Here is a 19,643-nt window from a genome sequence, read left to right on the forward strand (position 1 = left end):
GTGGTTCTTGGCCTGCCTTACAGCTCCGCGTCCATCAGCGCCGGGAAGAATGCCTCATGGGCAGAGCGTAACGCAGCCAGCGCCACGCCCGCGACCTTGTCACCGCCGGTCGTGCCGATCCGCTCGGCCCCGGGAATCTCGACGCCCTGCGCCGCCGCAACGACATAGCGACCCTGGTCCTCGCCAAAGGCACTTGCGGTCGTGAGTTGGACGCTCAATTCTGCGCCGACGCCGCCAGCCAGCGCCATTTCCGTCACGGCGACCAGCAAGCCGCCATCCGAAATGTCATGCACTGCGTTGACCTTGCCCTCTGCGATCAGCGTCCGCACTGCTTCTGCATTTGCGCGTTCCGCCGCCAGATCGACCTTCGGCGCATCGCCCGCTTCCTGACCCGCGATCTCGCGTAGCCAGATCGACTGACCGAGATGCGACCCTTCGCCGCCGATGACCCAGATCGCATCGCCTTCATTCTTGAAGGCCACCGTCGCCATCACATCGATGTTCTGGAGCAGGCCGATGCCGCCAATGGCGGGCGTGGGCAGGATAGCCGATCCACCGCCCGTCGCCTTGGATTCATTGTAGAGGCTGACGTTGCCCGAGACGATCGGGAAGTCGAGTGCGCGGCAGGCGTCGCCCATGCCTTCCAGACAGCCGGTGAACTGCGCCATGATTTCCGGCCGTTGCGGATTGGCGAAGTTGAGGCAATTGGTGACCGCCAGCGGCGTCGCGCCAACCGCGCTGATGTTGCGATAACATTCCGCGATGGCTTGCTTCCCGCCCTCATAGGGATCGGCATAGCAATAACGCGGCGTGCAATCGGTGCTGATCGCAATGCCCTTCTGAGTGCCGTGCACGCGAACCACCGCCGCGTCGCCACCGGGGCGCTGCACTGTGTCCGCGCCGACCATATGGTCATACTGTTCCCAGATCCAACGGCGGCTGGCGATGTCGGGCGAGCCCATCAGCTTGACCAGGTCCGCGCCGATATCCGACGCCGGAATGTCCCCCAGCGGCTTGACGCCAGACCAGGCCTTATACTCGTCCTTCGGCAACGCCGGGCGATCATAGAGCGGCGCGTCGTCGGCCAGCGGGGCGAGCGGAATGTCGCACACCGTCTCGCCCTTGTGGACCAGCACCATGCGGCCGGTGTCGGTCACATGGCCGATCACCGCGAAGTCCAGCTCCCACTTGCGGAAAATGGCTTCGGCAAAAGCTTCCTTGCCCGGCTGGAGCACCATCAGCATGCGCTCCTGGCTTTCCGACAGCATCATTTCATAGGCCGTCATGCCGGTTTCACGCTGCGGCACATCGTCCATGTTGAGCTGAATGCCTACGCCGCCCTTCGACGCCATTTCGACGGAGGAGGAGGTGAGGCCCGCTGCGCCCATATCCTGGATCGCAACGATCGCGTCCGACGCCATCAACTCCAGACAGGCTTCGATCAGCAGCTTTTCGGTGAACGGATCGCCAACCTGCACCGTGGGACGCTTGGCGTCCGCGTCGTCGCCGAAATCGGCCGATGCCATGGTGGCGCCATGGATGCCGTCGCGCCCGGTCTTCGATCCGACATAGACGATCGGATTGCCGATGCCGCTGGCGGCCGAATAGAAAATCTTGTCCGTGTCCGCGACGCCGACGGTCATCGCATTGACCAGGATATTGCCGTCATAAGCCGGGTGGAAATTCACCTCGCCGCCCACGGTCGGCACGCCGACGCAATTGCCATAGCCGCCGATGCCATGCACCACGCCGCTGATGAGATGCTTCATCTTCGGGTGATCGGGGCGGCCGAAGCGCAGCGCATTCATGTTCGCTACCGGACGCGCGCCCATGGTGAAGACGTCGCGCAGGATGCCGCCGACGCCCGTAGCCGCGCCCTGATAGGGTTCGATGTAGGACGGGTGGTTGTGGCTCTCCATCTTGAAGATGGCGGCCTGACCGTCGCCAATGTCCACGACGCCTGCATTCTCGCCGGGGCCACAAATTACCTGCGGGCCTTCGGTCGGCAGCTTCTTCAGGTGAATGCGGCTCGACTTATAAGAGCAATGCTCCGACCACATGACCGAGAAGATACCCAGTTCCGTCAGATTCGGCTCGCGGCCGAGGGCGTTCAGAACGCGGTCATATTCTTCCGGCGACAGGCCATGTTCGGCGACGATTTCCGGGGTGATCTGGGTGGCTGCGGTCGACATGAGCGCGCCTTTAGCGGGGGCGCGGCGGATAGACAATCCTTGGCCAGCGCAACTCGGGAAAACATGCTACTTATATGCGTCCAGCCCCCCGGCAGGGAGACGCGTAAGATGGAATGGATGCTGTTGCCGCTACGCCGCTATGCCCGGTTCACAGGGCGATCGCGGCCCAAGGAATATTGGATGTTCATCCTGTTCCTGCTGCTCTGCTTCGCCGTGATCGGTATCGTGGAGAGCCTGTTGGGGCTCAGCACCACTGAACATTGGGTGCGGCATGGGCCTTGGTCGTTTGACACTGGCTACCGTACGCGTGGCGGTCCGCTCACTGGGCTTTTCGGTCTGGCGATTCTCATCCCCTGGCTGGCTGTTGCGGTCCGCCGCCTGCATGATACGGATCGCAGCGGCTTGTGGCTGCTGATCATCTTCTTTCCCGTGATCGGCAGCTTGGTCCTGCTGGTTTTCTTCATCATGAGCGGGACGCGCGGCCCTAACCGCTTCGGCCCCGATCCTGTCGAAGTGGGCGAACCTGAACTGAGACGCGCATGAATGAAAAAGGCCGGGCTCCGTAGGGAAGGAGGCCCGGCCCATGAAAGGTGCGAAAAGAAGCGGCCTTATGCCTTGCAGCTAAGCGCGCTCTTGCCCGGCAGGGTGGCAGTGATCTGCTTGCCGCTACCTTCGACCGAATAGCCACCTTCGGCGGTGAAGGGCTTGCCCGGTTCGGCCGCGACCAGCTTGGTGGGCGATCCGTTCTTTTCGGTGCGCAGGTTGGCTGTTTTGTCGTCGCTCATGAAATCGACGAAAATCAGGCTGTTGTCCTTGCAACGATACTGGTGGCTTTCCTTCACGGAAGGCGGCAGTTCGACCGGCGCCGCATTGGCGAGCTTTTCGGCCATCGGGTCGGCCGGGCCGCCCACGACTTCAGGTTCGTCATTATTGTTGCAAGCGGACAGGAGGCTGAGAGCCATGGCGGAAATCAGGGGGAGATAATATTTCATAGCGGTCCTTCTATGTGCACTTGGCGATGCAAGCGTCAACGCAAAACTGCCCAAATTCCGCCAGCCTCTTGGCTCGTTTCATGACGTTTTCGTGACCGGGGAGCAGGGAAATGGCCCTGTCTTGCGGTGCGGACTTGACCCGGCTTGCGGCCAACGCCAATGCAGAAGACATGGCCGAGGACAGCAAGACTGAGCAGGGCGATTTGTCCCAATTGTCGTTTGAGGATGCGCTGCGCGCGCTCGAGTCGATCGTTCGCAGGCTGGAAAGCGGCGACGTACCTCTCGATGAATCCATCTCGCTTTATGCGCAGGGCGAAGAATTGCGGAAGCGCTGCCTTGAACGACTGCAGGCCGCAGAGGCCCGTATCCAGAAGCTGACGATCGATCCCACCGGCGCTGTGACGGGCGCACAGCCGTTCGGCGCCGATTGAGCGCGGCGGTTATGGAGGGCGTCTCCTCCGGCAGGGCGCTGATCGCCACCCGCGCAGCTGCGGTCGCGGCCGATGTGGATCATGCCTTTGAGCTGTTATTGGCCGTTCCCGGCGATCCGCGCGCGCGCCTTTACGAAGCGATGCGCCACGCCGCCATCGGCGGGGGCAAGCGTCTGCGGCCGCTGCTGGTTCAGGCGGCGGGCGAGCTGTTCAATATTTCGCGCGAGTCCGTGCTCCGGGTGGGCCTCGCCGTCGAATGTATCCATGTCTATTCGCTTGTGCATGACGACCTGCCTGCGATGGACAATGACGACCTGCGCCGGGGCAAGCCGACGATCCATAAGGCTTTCGACGAGGCGACCGCCATTCTGGCTGGCGACTGTCTGCACGACCTCGCCTTTGAAGTGCTGGCGGACGAGGAAACGCACCCTGACCCCTTCGTCCGCGTGGAACTGGTAAAGGCGCTTGCGCTCTCCAGCGGCCCGGCCGGCATGGCGGGTGGGCAGATGATGGATCTGGTGGCGGAAAATGCCAGCTTCGACCTCGCGACCGTTACCCGGCTTCAGCAGCTCAAGACTGGTGCGCTCATCAGCTTTTGCGTCGATGCCGCCGCCATCATGGCCCGCATCCCGGCTGAGGCGCGCACTAGTCTGCACGGCTATGCGCGCGACATCGGTCTTGCCTTCCAGATCGCCGATGATCTGCTGGATGTGGAAGGTGATGCTGACCTCGCGGGCAAGGCGGTGGGCAAGGATGCGGCGGCGGGCAAGGAAACCTTCGTTTCTCTGCTCGGGGTCGATCGTGCGCGCGAACAGGCGCGGATGCTTGTCGATCAGGCCAAGGCGCATCTTCATGGGTTCGGCGGGGAGGCCGATCTGCTGCGGGCGATCGCAGACTATATCGTGGAAAGGGACCGGTAGGGCATGAGCAAGAGGGTGGGGGTCTATCCCGGCACGTTCGATCCGATCACATTGGGGCACATGGACATCATTCGCCGGGGCGCGAAGCTGGTCGATAAGCTCGTGATCGGGGTCACTACCAACATTGCCAAGTCCCCCATGTTCTCGGACGAGGAGCGGCTGGAGATGGTTCGCCGCGAATGTGCCGATATCGACGCGGACATTGTCGTCACCGGCTTTAACTCCCTACTCATGGACTTTGCCGAATCGCAGGGCGCCAAGGTCATCATCCGGGGTATTCGGGGCGTCACCGACTTCGAATATGAATATCAGCTCACCGGCATGAATCGGCAACTCAACCACCGGGTCGAGACCGCGTTTCTGATGGCCGACGTTTCGCTCCAGCCGATTGCCTCGCGCCTTGTAAAGGAAATCGCCCTTTATGGCGGGCCGATCGACAAGTTCGTCAGTCCTCGGGTGCGGGATGAGGTGGTCGCCCGGGTCGCGCTGATCGGCCAGAAGGGCGGCCAATAAAGGCCGCTCAGCCTTCGTTCAGTTGCCAATCGCGAAGAGCGCGCTATCAGGGCAGCTTCGCCATCAGGCGTCAAGATATCAGGGAAAGCTTATCCATGCGGTTCAGTTCGGCGTTCAAGACCGTGGTGATCACTGTCGCTCTCTATGCGTCCGGCGGTGTGGCGCTGGCCCAAGGCGGCGGTGGAGGCAATGCCGAAGCGATGAAGAAGGCGGAGGCCGCTGCCCGCGCCGAGCAGAATGCAAAGTCGCTGGGGCAGGACCCCGCGGCCAAGCTGCCGCCCGCCACCGTGCCGGTCGATCCGCAGAATGTGTGGGACCTTGACCTGTCGAGCGGCGGCCGCGTCCGTATCCAGCTGCGTCCCGACATCGCGCCCAATCATGTGGAGCGTATCAAGCAGCTGACGCGGCAGGGCTTCTACAATGGCCTGAAATTCCATCGCGTGATTCCGGGCTTCATGGCTCAGGGTGGCGATCCCAAGGGCGACGGCACCGGCGGTTCGTCGCTTCCTGACCTGCAGGCTGAATTTAATCCGATGCCGCATCTGCGCGGCACCGTGTCGATGGCTCGCGCGCAGGATGAAAATAGCGCGAACAGCCAGTTCTTCATCCTCTTCCTGCCGCGCATGCAGCTGGACAAGAAATATACGGTGTTCGGCCGCGTGATCGAAGGCATGCAATATGTCGATGCGATCGCGCCGGGTGAGCCTCCCGTCAATCCGAGCACGATCCTTCAGGCGTCGATCGAAAGCGATGGCAAGCCACCTGTCACGGCGCTGCCCACGCCGCCTGCGCCGTCCATCGTCGCCCCTGCGCCGGCCCCGGCAAAGAAGGCTGCGGCGAAGAGGAAGTAAGGCGGGTCTGACCTTGTGCTCCTGCGAAGGCCGGAGCCCAGGTCCTGCTATTGGCCGAGCATACCGCTATGCGCGTAGATCTATTCGACTTCGATCTCCCGCCAGAGAGCATCGCGCTCCGGCCCGCCTCTCCGCGCGATTCCGCGCGGCTGCTGCTGGTTTCCGGTGACGCGCCCTTTGAAGACTATAGCGTCCGCGATCTCCCGTCCCTGCTCCGCGCGGGCGACGTTCTGGTCTTCAATGATACGAAGGTCATTCCCGCTCAGCTGGAAGGCAGGCGCGGGGAGGCGAAGGTCGGCGCGACGCTCCACAAGCGCCTCGGCCTGCGTCAGTGGCAGGCTTTCCTCCGCAACGCCAAGCGCGTGCGCGACGGCGACCGGATCGATTTCGGTGAGGGTGTCACGGCTCTTGCGGGGCCGCGCGATGAGGATGGCGGCGTTACTCTGACCTTTGAAGGGGATGAGCCCGTCGAACTGCTGCTGGAGCGGGCGGGCCGCATGCCGCTGCCGCCTTATATCGCCAGCAAGCGGCCCACGGATGCCCGCGACCGCAGCGACTATCAGACCATGTTCGCGAGGGAGGACGGAGCCGTCGCGGCCCCGACCGCAGCGCTGCACTTCACACCGGAGCTTATGGCGGCGCTTCAAAAGGCTGGTATCGCTTCGGAAACGCTGACCCTTCATGTCGGCGCGGGGACCTTCCTTCCGGTGAAGGCGGACGACACGGACGATCATCGCATGCATGCCGAATGGGGCCGCATCGACCAGGCGACGGCGGACCGTCTGAACGCCGCCCGGCAACAGGGCGGCCGCCTGATTGCGGTGGGCACGACCAGTTTACGCCTGCTGGAAAGCGCTTGCGGGGAGGATGGCGTCATCCGTCCCTTTGCAGACGAAACCCGCATCTTCATTACGCCGGGCTATCGCTTCCGCGCGGTTGACGGGCTTATGACCAACTTCCATCTGCCGCGCTCGACACTCTTCATGCTGGTGAGCGCGCTCATGGGCCGGGAACGGATGCAGGCGGTTTACGCCCACGCCATTGCGACCGGCTACCGCTTCTATTCCTACGGCGACTCCTCGCTTCTGCTTCCCTGATCCTGGGCGTCCCGCAGCGCCTGCGCGATCCCCGTCAATATCGCCGCCGCCGCGCCGCTCATCTCCCCGGCGCGCGATCCGTGCACAAAGCCGACGCTCCGCCGCAGTTCAAAATCCTTCAGCCTTGCGCGGGCCATGCCGGGCCAGCGGTACGACATCGGCATCACCGTGACGCCAAGTCCCGTCGCCACCATCTGCATCACCCGCTCGTCATTGGTGGATCGGAATGTGAAATGCGGCCGCACGCCTCTTGCGACGAAGTGGCGGCTGGTGGCGGACAGCGCCTCGCAATGCCTACGTACGATCATCGGATCTGAGGCCAGTTCTTCCGCCGCAATCTCCTCCCGCCCCGCCAGTGGATGGTTGGCCGATAGCGCGACACCATAGCCCTCATCAATAATCATTTCGCTCTTGCCGTCCCGCACCAGCGTCAGCGCCACATCGATCCGTCCGCTGTCGATCCGCCCGATCAGCTCGCGCTCATTGCCCGGCAGCAATTCGACTGAGTTACCGGCATTCAGTCCGCCAACGCCTATCGCGCGAGCAACAACATCCCCGGCGATGCTGTTGAGGACACCGATGCGCAGCGGAGCGCCACCCGGCTCCTTCGCCACTGCCTGTTCCGCAAGGTTGAATTCGCGCTCGATCCGCCGCGCATGATTCATCAACCGCGTGCCCGCCGCCGTCAGCTCAACCCGCTGGTTGTTGCGTATGAAGAGGGCAACGCCGGTCATCTGCTCCAGCTTTGCAATGCCGGTGGACAAGGTCGGTTGCGACACATGGCAATGCGCGGCAGCGCGGGAGAAATTACCCTGGTCGATCACGGCCAGAAAATAGCGGAGCAGATAGCGCTCGATCATAGATGGAAACTATACACTTATCCCATCCGTTTCAATTTTCCCTGCTGGTTCATCGACGGTAGGATGCGCGGCAGGAGAGGATAGCGATGACCGATTTCGATTTCGGGCTGGGCGATGCTGCGGAGATGATCCGGGAGGCTACGTCCCGCTTCGCTAGCGATCGCCTTGCGCCGCTCGCCAGCGAGATTGACGCTAAGGATTGGTTCCCCCGCGATCTCTGGCCCGACATGGGCGCGCTTGGCCTCCACGGCATCACCGTCGAGCAGGAAGATGGCGGCCTTGGCCTCGGCTATTTGGAACATGTGGTCGCGCAGGAGGAAGTGGCGCGGGCGTCCGCCTCCATAGGGCTGAGCTATGGCGCGCACTCCAATCTCTGCATCAATCAGATTCGGCGCTGGGCCTCCCCGGAGCAGAAGGCGCGTTATCTGCCCCGGCTGATCTCCGGCGAGCATGTGGGCGCGCTCGCCATGTCGGAATCCGGGGCTGGATCGGATGTGCTGTCGATGAAATTGCGCGCCGACCGCAAGGGCGACGGCTATGTGCTGAACGGCGCCAAATTCTGGATCACCAATGCCCCGGAAGCTGACACGCTGGTCGTCTATGCGCGCACCGACGAAGGGCCTCGCGGCATCACCGCTTTCCTGATCGAAAAGGGGTTCAAGGGCTTTTCCATCGGGCAGAAGATCGACAAGGTCGGCATGCGCGGTTCGCCCACCGCGGAACTGGTTTTCGACGATTGCGAGGTGCCCGCCGAAAATATCCTGGGTTCGCTCAACGGCGGCGTGGGCATCCTCATGTCGGGCCTCGACTACGAACGCGCGGTTCTTTCCGGCATCCAGCTCGGCATCATGCAGGCGTGTCTCGACATCGTGCTCCCCTATGTGCGGGAACGTCAGCAGTTCGGCAGGCCGATCGGCGCTTTTCAGCTGATGCAGGCGAAGGTAGCGGACATGTATGTCGCCCTGAATTCCGCGCGCGCCTATGTCTATGCCGTCGCTCGCGCCTGCGACAGGGGAAAGACGACCCGCTTCGATGCGGCGGGCGCGATATTGCTGGCGAGCGAGAATGCGGTGAAGGTCGCGCTGGAGGCGGTCCAGGCGTTGGGTGGAGCCGGCTATACGAAGGACTGGCCCGTCGAACGTTTCATGCGCGACGCCAAGCTGCTCGACATCGGAGCCGGGACCAACGAAATCCGCCGCATGCTGATCGGCCGCGAACTGATCGGAGCGTGAGTCAGGTGCGGCCGACGAACAGGAACCCGACCGCAGCCATGATGCAGAGGAAGGCTGCAAAATGCCGCCAATGGAGCGGCTCGCCCAGCACCGTCACCATGAAGCCGCCGAAGATGATCAAGGCAATCGCCTCCTGCGCGATCTTCAGCTGCCCGGCGCTCCAGCCATTGGCAAAGCCGACGCGGTTGGCCGGCACCGCAAAGCAATATTCGACAAAGGCGATGCCCCAGCTGATCAGGATCACCAGCAGGAGCGGCTTTTCCATCCCGCCCTTCAGGTGCCAATACCAGGCCACGGTCATGAACAGGTTGGAAATGACGAGCAGCAGGATGGTGGGCATGAATGGCCTCAAGCAAATGCGGACGCTGCGCTCTGGCACCGCTGACCCCCGGAGCGCAAGCCTGTGAGTGCGGCCGTCCTCGACAGCCAGATCGCGGCGGAGGGCGAAGCCTTCCGCGCCAATGATGCGAACAACCGTGCGCTCGCGTCCGAACTGCGCGATCGGGTTGCCCAGGCGGCGCTCGGCGGGTCGCAGGCGGCGCGCGACAGACACATGGCGCGCGGCAAATTACTGCCCAGGGACAGGGTGGAACGGTTGCTGGACCCCGGCAGCCCCTTTCTGGAACTGGGACAACTGGCCGCCAACGGCCTTTATCATGACGAAGTGCCCGGCGCGGGGCTGATCACCGGCATTGGCCGCGTGTCCGGCAGACAGGCGATGATCGTCTGCAATGACGCCACGGTGAAGGGCGGGACCTATTACCCGCTGACCGTGAAGAAGCATTTGCGCGCGCAGGAGGTCGCGCTCGAAAACCGTCTCCCCTGCATCTATCTGGTGGACAGCGGCGGCGCGAACCTGCCCAATCAGGCGGAGGTTTTTCCCGACCGCGAGCATTTCGGCCGCATCTTCTACAATCAGGCGCAAATGTCCGCACGCGGCATCGCCCAGATCGCCTGCGTGATGGGCAGCTGTACGGCAGGCGGCGCTTACGTTCCGGCGATGTCCGACGAAACGGTGATCGTTCGTAACCAAGGCACCATCTTCCTCGCCGGTCCGCCGCTGGTGCAGGCCGCGACCGGAGAGGTTATCAGCGCCGAAGATCTTGGCGGGGCGGAGGTGCATGGCCGCCGCTCCGGCGTCGTGGATCATGTCGCCGAAAATGACGAACATGCGCTGACGATCGTGCGCGATATCGTATCGACCCTCGCGCCAGTTGCGGCCAGCGGCGTCAACCTGCGCGATCCCCGGCCGCCCCGATATGACGCCGATCAGCTATACGGCATCATCCCGCCAGATGTGCGCGCGCCCTATGATGTACGCGAAGTCATCGCCCGCATTGTGGACGGCAGCGAATTTCACGAATTCAAATCCCTCTATGGCGCCACTTTGGTCTGCGGTTTTGCCCATATCTGGGGCATGCCGGTCGCCATCCTCGCGAACAATGGCGTGTTGTTCAGCGAGAGTGCGGTCAAGGGCGCTCATTTCATCGAGCTTGCCTGCCAGCGCCGCATTCCGCTGCTGTTCCTGCAAAATATCTCGGGCTTCATGGTGGGCGGCAAATATGAAGCGGAAGGGATCGCCAAACATGGGGCGAAGCTGGTCACCGCTGTCGCGACCGCCAGCGTCCCAAAGATCACACTGCTGATCGGTGGCAGTTTCGGTGCGGGCAATTACGGCATGTGCGGCCGCGCCTATGGCCCCCGCTTCCTGTTCAGCTGGCCCAACAGCCGCATATCGGTGATGGGTGGGGAGCAGGCGGCGAGCGTGCTGGCGACCGTTCACCGCGAAGCGGCCAAATGGACGGCAGAAGAAGCCGAAGCGTTCAAGGCGCCGATCCGCAAAAAATATGAGGATGAAGGCAATCCTTATTATGCCACCGCACGATTATGGGATGACGGCGTGATCGACCCGGCGCAGACGCGCGATGTGCTGGGGTTGGCCCTTGCCGCCGCGCTCAATGCGCCGGTGGAGGAGGCGCCCCGTTTCGGGCTGTTCCGCATGTGATGAAGTCCCTGCTCATAGCCAATCGCGGTGAGATCGCCCGCCGCATCATCCGGACCGCCCGGCGGCTGGGAATCAGGACGGTGGCCGTCTATTCCGACGCCGATACGGGCGCGCTGCATGTTCGCGAAGCCGATGAGGCGGTTCACATCGGTCCTTCGGCGCCCCAGCACTCCTATCTCGCGGGCGACCGGATCATCGCCGCGGCCCAGGCGTCAGGCGCGCAGGCGATCCACCCTGGCTATGGTTTCCTTTCGGAAAATGCCGCGTTTGCACAGGCGGTCATCGATGCGGGGCTGATCTGGGTCGGCCCGAACCCCGCCAGCATCGCCGCCATGGGTATGAAGGACGCCGCCAAGCGGCTGATGGCGGAAGCTGGCGTCCCGGTCACGCCCGGTTATCTGGGCGAGGACCAGGACCCCACCCAGTTGAAGGCCGAAGCCGACGCAATCGGCTACCCCGTCCTGATCAAGGCTGTCGCGGGCGGCGGCGGCAAGGGTATGCGGCGCGTGGATGAAGCCGCCGCTTTCGCCGAGGCGCTTCTATCCTGCCGCCGGGAGGCGCAATCCGCTTTTGGCGATGACCGGGTGCTGATCGAAAAATACATCCTCTCGCCGCGCCATATCGAAGTGCAACTGTTCGGCGACAGCCACGGCAATATCGTGCACCTGTTCGAGCGCGACTGCTCGCTTCAGCGCCGGCATCAGAAGGTCATCGAGGAAGCGCCTGCCCCCGGCATGGATCAGGCGACGCGGGAAGCGATCTGCGCAGCAGCCGTTCGAGCGGCGCGTGCCGTCGACTATGTTGGCGCGGGCACGGTCGAGTTCATCGCAGACGCAAGCGAGGGTCTGCGGGCCGATCGCATCTGGTTCATGGAGATGAACACGCGGCTTCAGGTCGAACATCCGGTGACGGAGGAGATTAGCGGCGTCGATCTCGTCGAATGGCAATTGCGCGTCGCCAGTGGCGAGCCGCTCCCCAGGAAACAGGAGGAGCTATCGATCAGCGGCCATGCGATCGAAGCCCGACTTTACGCCGAAGATCCCTGCAATCATTTTCTCCCCAGCACCGGCATGCTCGAGATTTTCTCGCTAGATGCGGCGGGTGACGACCGGGTTGAGAAAGCCGTTGCCCAAGGCGATAGCGTCAGCCCCTATTATGATCCGATGATCGCGAAGCTGATCTGTCACGCGGCCGATCGGGATGAAGCCATTGATCGCCTGCGTGCGCTTTGCGCGTCCGTGGAGACATGGCCGGTCAGGACCAATGCCGGTTTTCTCGCGCGACTGCTCAACGATGATTTCCGCCGGGGTTCAACCGACACCGGCTATATCGCCCAGCATCTGGAGCAGCTTGCCGCCAAGCCGCCTTTGCGGGCCTTGGATGAGGCCGCAGGGCTGCTTGCCGCGCTCTGGCTCGATAGCGTGCCGCCGGCTCTGCGTGGGTTCAGGCTCAATGGCCCGCGCCAGACCCGGATGCTGCTTACGGTCGACGGCCAGAACGAAACCGCAAATCTCGACCCGCTGAGCATTCCGGATGAGGATGCCGGTCATTGCAGGCGGCTGAGCGACGGCCGCATCCTCGTCCATCAGGATGGCGAGAGCTATGTCGTGGCCTTGGCCGAAACGCGCGCGGCGGTGGGCGGAGCCGCTTCGGACGGCGTCATCCGATCACCGATGCCGGGCCGTGTCACCGCAGTGAATGTGGAACAGGGGGCGGTGGTCGCGAAGGGCGATAAGCTGGTCGCCGTGGAGGCCATGAAGATGGAGCATGGCCTGACCGCGCCGTTCGACGGCGTCGTCGCCGAACTCGCCGCGGCGGAAGGGCAGCAGGTGGCGGAAGGGGCTCTGCTGCTGCGATTGGAGCCAAGCGGCAGCTGAACGGGAAAGGGGCCCGGCGATGCCGAGCCCCTCTCTATGTCGCGTGATCCGAATATCAGCGATAACGGCTGACGTCGCGCGAGCTATCGTTCCCGGTTTCGCTACCGGAACCCCATCCGCCGCTTTCCCGTCCCTCGCCGAACATGGCATTCTGTTCGCGTTCGGTCCGCCAGGCCGTATGTGCTTCATCAGCGGTCTTTTCCAGCGTGACCCGCTGTTCATCGACCGACCTGATCCAGGATGACGGCACGGAATGATGAACGCCGCCCGCATCTTGGTCAGTCTTCGTCAGGATGATGCGATCGCCGCTCAGTTTATCGACCGTGCCGACATGTTCGCCATCGCTGCCCACGACTTCCATATGCTCGCGTACCTGCTGCACCGCCTGGCGCTGCTCGGTGCGGCGGTTGCGCCAGCTGCCGAATTCACTGTTGAAGCGGTCACGATGTTCCCGCTGATATTCGGCATAGTCGCGGTCCAGTTCGTTGATCCGCTCCTGACGCCAGGCATAATAGTTGGCGTCGTGATGCGCGCCATAATCATGCGTCGGCCCATAGGAGCGGATGCGGTTGCCATGATCTTCGCTGCCAAAGCCGCTCCGCTCTCCGGTGAAGGGGGCGTAGCCCCGGTTCGGAAGATACTGGTTGGCGCGTGAAGCCGACGCGAAGCCGATCCGGCTACTCTCATCGCGCGGGTCGCCATAGGGACGGTTATAATATTCGTCATATTCCCGGCGGCGTTCGGCCTCTTCATCGCCGAACCAGCTGCGGATCTCATCCCCTGCGCGATCGAAGAAGCCGCGCTCCTCAGGGTCGTAATCCTGTGGCGCGCGCCGCGTCTCCGGCCCGCTGAATTGCCCGCGCGTACCGTAGCGGTAGCTGCGATCGTCACGCCAGTCGCGCTGCCCGCGATAGCGGTCGGTCCCACGATCCCAATCGCCACGAGTCCTGTCATAGTCTCCGTAACGACGTCCACCTTGATAGCCCATCGTCTGTCTCCTTGACTGCTGTTGCTACGGCCCAGGGCCGTTGCCTGTTCAATGAGCTTTGAGGGCGGTTCGTTCCGGACGTTACGTACCGGTAACGTCCCTGCTTTGCACCGGCCGGGCGACCGTGCGGGCGTAGTTTCGCAGTGACCCGTTTCCCGCAAAAAGACCGTTGCAAGGGCATCTGCGCTCGCTTATAGGCAGCGCTCCTTACGGGGCCGTAGCTCAGCTGGGAGAGCGCGTCGTTCGCAATGACGAGGTCAGGGGTTCGATCCCCCTCGGCTCCACCACCCCTCTTAACATGGGGTGATCCGGAAGGACTTTACCGCCACTGTCATCGCCGCCTATGGCGGCTCCATGGCGTCCACCAACATCCAAGGCCGCTCCGCTGCAACAGCGGTGATCGTTCGCGACATGGCGGATGGGCCGCCGCATATCCTGATGATGGAACGCGCCGGAACCATGGCCTTTGCGGCGGGCGCGCTGGTCTTTCCCGGCGGCGCTGTCGATCAGGCGGATCGCGATCTGGCCGACGCGATGCCCGGAACGCAGCCGCTTGAGGAGGCCGCAGCGCGTATCGCCGCGATCCGCGAGACGTTGGAGGAAAGCGGCCTTGCGATCGGTTTCCCGGCCCCGCTTGGCCCAGAACAGGCGCGCGAAATGCGGCATGCTCTGCTGCGCGGCGAAAGCCTGTCGGCCATTCTCCAGTCGCATGGGCTGGACTTGGCGCTCGATCATCTGGTGCCGTTCAGCCGCTGGCATCCCGCAGGCGCGGAAACGCCGAGAAGGGTCTATGACACCCGCTTCTATCTGACGCGCGCGCCGGAGGGGCAGGAGGCAAGCGTCGATGCGACAGAGAATGTCCGCCTGTTCTGGAAGAGTGCGCAGGACACGATCCACCTGTGCGACGCGGGCGGGGGCCGGATCATCTTTCCGACCCGCCGCAATCTTGAGCGGCTTGCGCTCTTCGACAGCTTCGAAGCCATGGCGGCGCATGCGGCCTCTTTTTCCGTCGAAAAGATTTGCCCTTGGGTGGAGGAGCGGGACGGGGAGCGTCACCTGTGCATCCCAGACCATCTTGGCTATCCCATAACGTCGGAACCGATGGGCCGCGTGCAGCGTGGTTAGGCCATGCGCCGGATCCACCTCATTTTACGCAGGCTTGTGCTGCTCGCCGCATTCCTGGTCCTCGCGCTGATCAGCTATGGCTATGTGCGGCAGCGGCCGCAGGATCTCCCCTGGACAGACCTTGACCTGGCCCAGCCGGTCGGCCTCTTCACCGGGCGAAAACTCGCGGGGCTGACTCAGGACCCGGCCCGCTGCCGCGCCCTGCTGGATCGGGCAGGCGTGCCCTATACACCGGTGCAGCCGGGCGGCAGCGGCCAGTGCCGGTACAACGATGCGGTCCGGCTGAAACCGCAGGAGGGCAATGCCCGCCTGTCTCCTGCTGCGGTTGCGCCTTCCTGTCCGGTGGCCGCCGCGCTCAAGCTGTGGGAATGGCATGTGGTCCAGCCCGCCGCGCAGCAGAGCTTCGGGCAAGCGGTCAAGTCCATCAACCATTTCGGCTCCTACAGCTGCCGTCGGCTCTATGGCCGCTCACAGGGCGACTTCAGCGAACATGCCACGGCTGATGCGATCGACATCAGCGGCTTCACGCTCGCGGACGGACGGCGGATCAGCGTCGCGGCGGATTGGAGCGGCGGCGGCAAGGAAGCCGAATTTCTCCGACTTGTCCGCAAAGGCGCGTGCCAGTTTTTCGCGACCGTCCTGTCTCCCGACTATAATGCCGCGCACCGCGATCATTTTCATTTGGACCAGGCGGAGCGGGGCGCATTTGGCTGGCGCGGGTGCCGCTGATCGCTGCTGTGGACTCGCGGCCTGCCGAGGCATAAATTCTACACCTTCACCTATGGAGGTGGTCATGCCGCAATTCGTGATCGAGAGGGAAATGCCCGGGGCGGGCAGGCTGCGCAGCGATGAGCTGCGAAACGCATCGCAGGGCTCCTGCCATGTTCTGCGCGAACTTGGGCCGGAGATCCAATGGGTGCACAGCTATGTCACTGACGACAAGATCTACTGCATCTATCGCGCACCGAGCGAAGAGTTGATCCGCCAGCATGCGGAACTGGCGGGCCTCCCCGCCAACAGCATTGCGCGCGTGCGGGCGACGATCGACCCGACGACCGCCGAGTAGCTACTGGCCGAAGCCCGCCTGCCGGGCGAGATCGACGGCTTCCCTTGCCGCAGCCAGAAGCGCGCCGCTCTTCGCCTCGCATTCGCGCTGCTCATATTCCGGCGTGGAATCGGCGACGATGCCTGCCCCTGCCTGCACATGCATGACGCCGTCCTTCAGCACAGCGGTGCGCAGGACGATGCAGCTGTCCATATTGCCGTCCGGTGCGAAATAGCCGACGCCGCCCGCATAGGCCCCGCGCGTTTCCGGCTCCAGTTCGGCGATGATCTCACAGGCGCGCACCTTGGGCGCGCCTGAAACGGTGCCTGCGGGAAAGCCTGCGAATAACGCGTCGAGGGCGTCCTTGTCGGGTGAAAGTCGCCCGACCACGTTCGACACGATATGCATGACGTGGCTGTAGAATTCGACCGTATAGCTGTCCGTGACCGTTACCGTCCCGGCGCTCGCCACCCGGCCCACATCATTGCGGCCCAGGTCCAGCAGCATTAGATGTTCGGCGCGTTCCTTCGGATCGGCGAGCAGGCTTTCGCGATTGGCCGCATCCTCGACCGCCGTCTTGCCGCGCGGACGGGTGCCCGCGATCGGCCGGATGGTGACTTCCCCGTCCCGCGCGCGAACCAGAATTTCCGGGCTGGATCCGATCAGCGCGAAGCCGGGCAGGTCCAGATAATAGAGAAAGGGCGAGGGATTGATCCGTCGCAGGGAACGATAGAGGGCGATCGGGGGCAAGGTGAAGGGGCTGGTGAAACGCTGCGCCAGCACAACCTGGAATATGTCGCCTGCGACGATGTAGTCCTTCGCCCGCTCGACCATGCTCTTGTAGCGGCCCGGCTCCAGCGCCGGTGTCACCTCCACATCCGCTATCTCCGGCTGCGGCGGCTGGGAGGGTAGGGGCGCGGCAAGGCGAGCGGCCGTCGCATCGATGCGGTCGAGCGCCTGCTCGATCGCCGCGTCGGCATTGCTGAAGCTGCCCTTCCACACTGGCGCGACGAGATAGAGCGCGTCTGCGAGCCTGTCGAAAACCAGGATGACGGTTGGCCGCACGAACAGCATGTCCGGCAGGTCGAGCGGATTGGGGGCGGGGCGGGGGAGCTTCTCCACCAGGCCCACGGTCTCATAGCCGAAATAGCCTACAAGGCAGGCGAGCGCCGCAGGAAGCGCGGGATCCAGCTCTGCCCGGCATTCCGCGACCAGAGCCCGCAACGCCTCCAGCGCGCCTATGGGCTCCGCCACAAACGCGTCGCGATCGTTCGCCCAATTGCGGTTGATCTCGGCGGACTGGCCTTGCGCGCGGAAAACCAGGTCGGGTGCGAGGCCGATCAAGCTGTAGCGGCCGCGAACAGCGCCGCCTTCCACCGATTCCAGCAGGAAATCCCCGCGATCAGGCTCGAACAGCTTCAGGGCAGCGGAGATCGGCGTGTCCGTGTCCGCGATCTGGCGGCGCCACACCAGAGCGGACTTGCCTGCGGTGAGTGCAGCGCGAGCGGCCGCTATGCCATCATTGCCCGCAGGGCCGACGCCGGTCGCCATCTTATTGCGCGCCGGCATTGGTGCTGGCGAGCGCCCGCTGCACATTGGCGACTGCCGACGGGTTGCGGGTTACGCCAAGCTGCTTTTCCACCGCCCGTTCGAACTGCTGGCCATATTCCTGGCCGACGACATCGCTCAACTGGCCACGGACCTGGTCGAGCAGCGCGGTCTGCCCGCCTGCATCGCCATGCTTGATGCCGTTCAACTGCACGACGAAATAGCCGCGATCCTGGCCGATCGGCAGTGTCTTGACGCTGTTGGCGGCCATGGAAAAGAGGATGGCGACCTCGGCAGGCGGGCGCTGTCCTTCGCGCATGATGTCGGCGCGGCGGCCGCCCACGGTCTGGGGCGCGGGCAGGGCGACGCCGGCTTGCGCGACAGCATCGGCCAGCTTCATGCCCTTGGCGACCTTCGCCCGGATCTGTTCCGCCAGCGCCTTTGCCTTCGCATTGCCCTGCGCCAGCTTATATTGGGCGACAACCAACGGCTTCACCTTGTCCAGCGGGGGCGGCGCGGCCGTGCGAATGTCCGCAGGCGCGGCCAACGCGTAACGCTGATCAGCTGTGATCGGGATAAGCTGCGCGTCATCATCCTGGCTCATCTGGAATACAGGAGCCAGCAGCGGGCGGACGTCGGCTGAAGCTTGATAAGCCTGATCCTCGACCTGCTTGCCGTTCGCCAGCAGGAAGGGCGTGGTTTCCAGTTTCAGGCCGTTGTCCTTGACCACTTCCTCGAAGCTGCCGCCATCGGCGATCTGATCCTCCACCTTGCCGGTGAATTCGCTCAGCAGGCGCTTCTGCTTCTGGGTACGCAGCGTCGCGGCGATTTCGTCGCGCACGGCGGGAAGTGCGCGCGCCGGGATGGTCTTCACGGACGAGACCCGCAGGATCACCCATCCAAGCGATCCGCGCAGCGGCCCTACCAACTCGCCCTGCTTGGCGGCGAAAGCGGCATTGGCGACGGCGGCCGAAGACGAAGCGGTCAGCGCTTCACGGCTCTGGTCGCTCAGCGTCGATACGGCCAGCCCTGCACTCTGGGCAGCAGCGGCGAGCGACTTGCCGCCCTTCACTTCGGCGGCGATCGCCTTGGCGGCCGCTTCGGTCGGCAGGATCAGCTGTTCGAAGCTGCGGCTTTCCTTCGCGGCATAGCTCGCCTTGTTCTGATTATAGGCGGCGGTGATTTCGGCGTCGGTCGGCTGGGCGGCCTGGGCGAAGCGTTCGCCATCGATCACCGCGTAACGGATGCGCCGCTGTTCGGGAATCGTGAAGCGCGCTGCATTCTGCCGGTAATAGTCGGCAAGCTGCGCGTCGCTGGGGTCCTTGATATCCTTGAACGCCATCGCCGGAACGGCGGCGATCGTACCCTGCCGCGCCTCAAGCAACAGTGAGGCGTAGGGCAGGATGACGCTGTCGGGCAGCTTCACGCCCAGGCCCAGCGGCGCAAGCATCTGCCGCTCCAGAATCTCGCGCGTGATATCTTCGCGCAGCGCCTGTTCGGTGATCCGTTCGCGCAGCAGCAACTGACGGAAATTTTCCTGGCTGAAATTGCCGGCCGCGTCCTGGAAGGCGGGGATCTGCGCGATCTGGGCATCGACCAGGCGCTTGGAGATATGTACGCCCTGGTCCTTCGCATATTCCTTCAGGGTCATCGCAGCGACCAGCTGGTCATAGATCTGACCCGCAGCGCCCTGCGCCAGAAACTCGTTGATCTGCAGGCCGGGGTTCGCGCGGCGCGCATTTTCAAAGACCCGCTGCACCCGTTCCTGAAGCTGGGTGAGGGTCAGGCGCGTGCCGCCCGTCTTGGCGACCGTTTCACCGCCGCCTCCGCCCAGAGAGGTCCCGAACTTGCCGCTGGTTATGTCGCCCATGATGAAGGCCGCCGCGACGACGCCGAGGAAGAGCAGCGCGAAAACCGCGCCGAATTTCGAATGTATGAAGCGGCGGAGGATCGAAAGCATGAAGGAA

Annotated in this window: 19 protein-coding genes and 1 tRNA gene; 13 read left to right on the plus strand and 7 right to left on the minus strand. The window is 63.8% G+C overall.

All coding sequences use genetic code 11. The features are described from left to right. Positions 1-17: 17 nt before the first annotated feature. Positions 18-2,192, minus strand: a complete 2,175-nt coding sequence (gene purL / locus ACZ5Y5_RS02285; RefSeq protein WP_464809598.1) for a phosphoribosylformylglycinamidine synthase subunit PurL — start codon at positions 2,190-2,192, stop codon at positions 18-20. Positions 2,193-2,300: 108 nt separating this feature from the next. On the opposite strand from purL, the gene ACZ5Y5_RS02290 reads away from it, so the two are divergent. Continuing rightward, on the plus strand, positions 2,301-2,735 hold the full coding sequence (locus tag ACZ5Y5_RS02290; RefSeq protein ID WP_464809599.1) for a DUF805 domain-containing protein: 435 nt from the start codon (positions 2,301-2,303) through the stop codon (positions 2,733-2,735). Positions 2,736-2,800: 65 nt separating this feature from the next. On the opposite strand, the gene ACZ5Y5_RS02295 is transcribed toward ACZ5Y5_RS02290, so the two are convergent. After that, positions 2,801-3,184 (minus strand): hypothetical protein, encoded by a 384-nt coding sequence (locus ACZ5Y5_RS02295; protein ID WP_464809600.1) that lies wholly within the window; start codon positions 3,182-3,184, stop codon positions 2,801-2,803. A 170-nt stretch (positions 3,185-3,354) separates the two neighbouring features. Here ACZ5Y5_RS02295 and ACZ5Y5_RS02300 point away from each other — a divergent pair, with 170 nt between their 5' ends. From ACZ5Y5_RS02300 to queA, 5 genes are all read left to right on the plus strand, one after another. Continuing rightward, complete coding sequence (locus tag ACZ5Y5_RS02300; protein WP_464810444.1) at positions 3,355-3,615, plus strand: exodeoxyribonuclease VII small subunit; 261 nt, start codon at positions 3,355-3,357, stop codon at positions 3,613-3,615. 11 nt (positions 3,616-3,626) lie between these two features. After that, positions 3,627-4,535: a polyprenyl synthetase family protein gene (locus tag ACZ5Y5_RS02305; RefSeq protein WP_464810445.1), complete on the plus strand. Its 909-nt coding sequence runs from the start codon at positions 3,627-3,629 to the stop codon at positions 4,533-4,535. Between the two features lie 3 nt (positions 4,536-4,538). Beyond that, entirely contained in the window at positions 4,539-5,048 is a 510-nt protein-coding gene (coaD, locus tag ACZ5Y5_RS02310; RefSeq protein ID WP_464809601.1) for a pantetheine-phosphate adenylyltransferase, read from the plus strand. 95 nt (positions 5,049-5,143) lie between these two features. Next, entirely contained in the window at positions 5,144-5,899 is a 756-nt protein-coding gene (locus tag ACZ5Y5_RS02315; protein ID WP_464809602.1) for a peptidylprolyl isomerase, read from the plus strand. Between the two features lie 68 nt (positions 5,900-5,967). Beyond that, on the plus strand, positions 5,968-6,996 hold the full coding sequence (queA, locus tag ACZ5Y5_RS02320; protein WP_464809603.1) for a tRNA preQ1(34) S-adenosylmethionine ribosyltransferase-isomerase QueA: 1,029 nt from the start codon (positions 5,968-5,970) through the stop codon (positions 6,994-6,996). On the opposite strand, the gene ACZ5Y5_RS02325 is transcribed toward queA, so the two are convergent. Continuing rightward, on the minus strand, positions 6,966-7,856 hold the full coding sequence (locus ACZ5Y5_RS02325; protein ID WP_464809604.1) for a LysR family transcriptional regulator: 891 nt from the start codon (positions 7,854-7,856) through the stop codon (positions 6,966-6,968). The genes queA and ACZ5Y5_RS02325 overlap by 31 nt on opposite strands. Before the next feature lie 86 nt (positions 7,857-7,942). On the opposite strand from ACZ5Y5_RS02325, the gene ACZ5Y5_RS02330 reads away from it, so the two are divergent. After that, complete coding sequence (locus ACZ5Y5_RS02330) at positions 7,943-9,088, plus strand: isovaleryl-CoA dehydrogenase (protein ID WP_464809605.1); 1,146 nt, start codon at positions 7,943-7,945, stop codon at positions 9,086-9,088. A gap of 1 nt (position 9,089) precedes the next feature. Here the strand turns inward: ACZ5Y5_RS02330 and ACZ5Y5_RS02335 are convergent, their stop codons facing one another. Then, positions 9,090-9,428, minus strand: coding sequence for a DMT family protein (locus ACZ5Y5_RS02335; protein WP_464809606.1), 339 nt, complete (start codon positions 9,426-9,428; stop codon positions 9,090-9,092). Positions 9,429-9,491: 63 nt separating this feature from the next. Between ACZ5Y5_RS02335 and ACZ5Y5_RS02340 the strand changes: the two genes are divergently transcribed. Continuing rightward, positions 9,492-11,093, plus strand: coding sequence for a carboxyl transferase domain-containing protein (locus tag ACZ5Y5_RS02340; RefSeq protein WP_464809607.1), 1,602 nt, complete (start codon positions 9,492-9,494; stop codon positions 11,091-11,093). Next, positions 11,090-12,970, plus strand: coding sequence for an acetyl/propionyl/methylcrotonyl-CoA carboxylase subunit alpha (locus ACZ5Y5_RS02345; RefSeq protein WP_464809608.1), 1,881 nt, complete (start codon positions 11,090-11,092; stop codon positions 12,968-12,970). The genes ACZ5Y5_RS02340 and ACZ5Y5_RS02345 overlap by 4 nt, the downstream gene beginning before the upstream one ends. A 55-nt stretch (positions 12,971-13,025) precedes the next feature. Here ACZ5Y5_RS02345 and ACZ5Y5_RS02350 read toward each other — a convergent pair whose 3' ends face one another. After that, a complete protein-coding gene (locus tag ACZ5Y5_RS02350; protein ID WP_464809609.1) occupies positions 13,026-13,958 on the minus strand; it encodes a DUF2171 domain-containing protein in 933 nt (310 codons plus the stop codon). Positions 13,959-14,169: 211 nt separating this feature from the next. On the opposite strand from ACZ5Y5_RS02350, the gene ACZ5Y5_RS02355 reads away from it, so the two are divergent. The 4 genes from ACZ5Y5_RS02355 (at position 14,170) to ACZ5Y5_RS02370 (ending at position 16,149) form a co-directional block, all read left to right on the plus strand. Continuing rightward, positions 14,170-14,245: transfer RNA gene (locus ACZ5Y5_RS02355), tRNA-Ala, on the plus strand. 67 nt (positions 14,246-14,312) lie between these two features. Then, complete coding sequence (locus ACZ5Y5_RS02360) at positions 14,313-15,083, plus strand: NUDIX hydrolase (RefSeq protein ID WP_464810446.1); 771 nt, start codon at positions 14,313-14,315, stop codon at positions 15,081-15,083. Between the two features lie 3 nt (positions 15,084-15,086). Then, positions 15,087-15,812 carry an extensin-like domain-containing protein gene (locus ACZ5Y5_RS02365; protein ID WP_464809610.1) on the plus strand — a complete coding sequence of 242 codons (726 nt, stop codon included), beginning with the start codon at positions 15,087-15,089 and terminating at the stop codon, positions 15,810-15,812. Positions 15,813-15,876: 64 nt separating this feature from the next. Beyond that, positions 15,877-16,149: a DUF4242 domain-containing protein gene (locus tag ACZ5Y5_RS02370; RefSeq protein ID WP_464809611.1), complete on the plus strand. Its 273-nt coding sequence runs from the start codon at positions 15,877-15,879 to the stop codon at positions 16,147-16,149. On the opposite strand, the gene trpE is transcribed toward ACZ5Y5_RS02370, so the two are convergent. Continuing rightward, positions 16,150-17,697 carry an anthranilate synthase component I gene (gene trpE, locus ACZ5Y5_RS02375; RefSeq protein WP_464809612.1) on the minus strand — a complete coding sequence of 516 codons (1,548 nt, stop codon included), beginning with the start codon at positions 17,695-17,697 and terminating at the stop codon, positions 16,150-16,152. Beyond that, positions 17,681-19,636: a peptidylprolyl isomerase gene (locus tag ACZ5Y5_RS02380; RefSeq protein ID WP_464809613.1), complete on the minus strand. Its 1,956-nt coding sequence runs from the start codon at positions 19,634-19,636 to the stop codon at positions 17,681-17,683. The genes trpE and ACZ5Y5_RS02380 overlap by 17 nt, the downstream gene beginning before the upstream one ends. Between the last annotated feature and the right edge of the window lie 7 nt (positions 19,637-19,643).

The organism is Sphingobium sp. TomTYG65, from assembly GCF_055395525.1.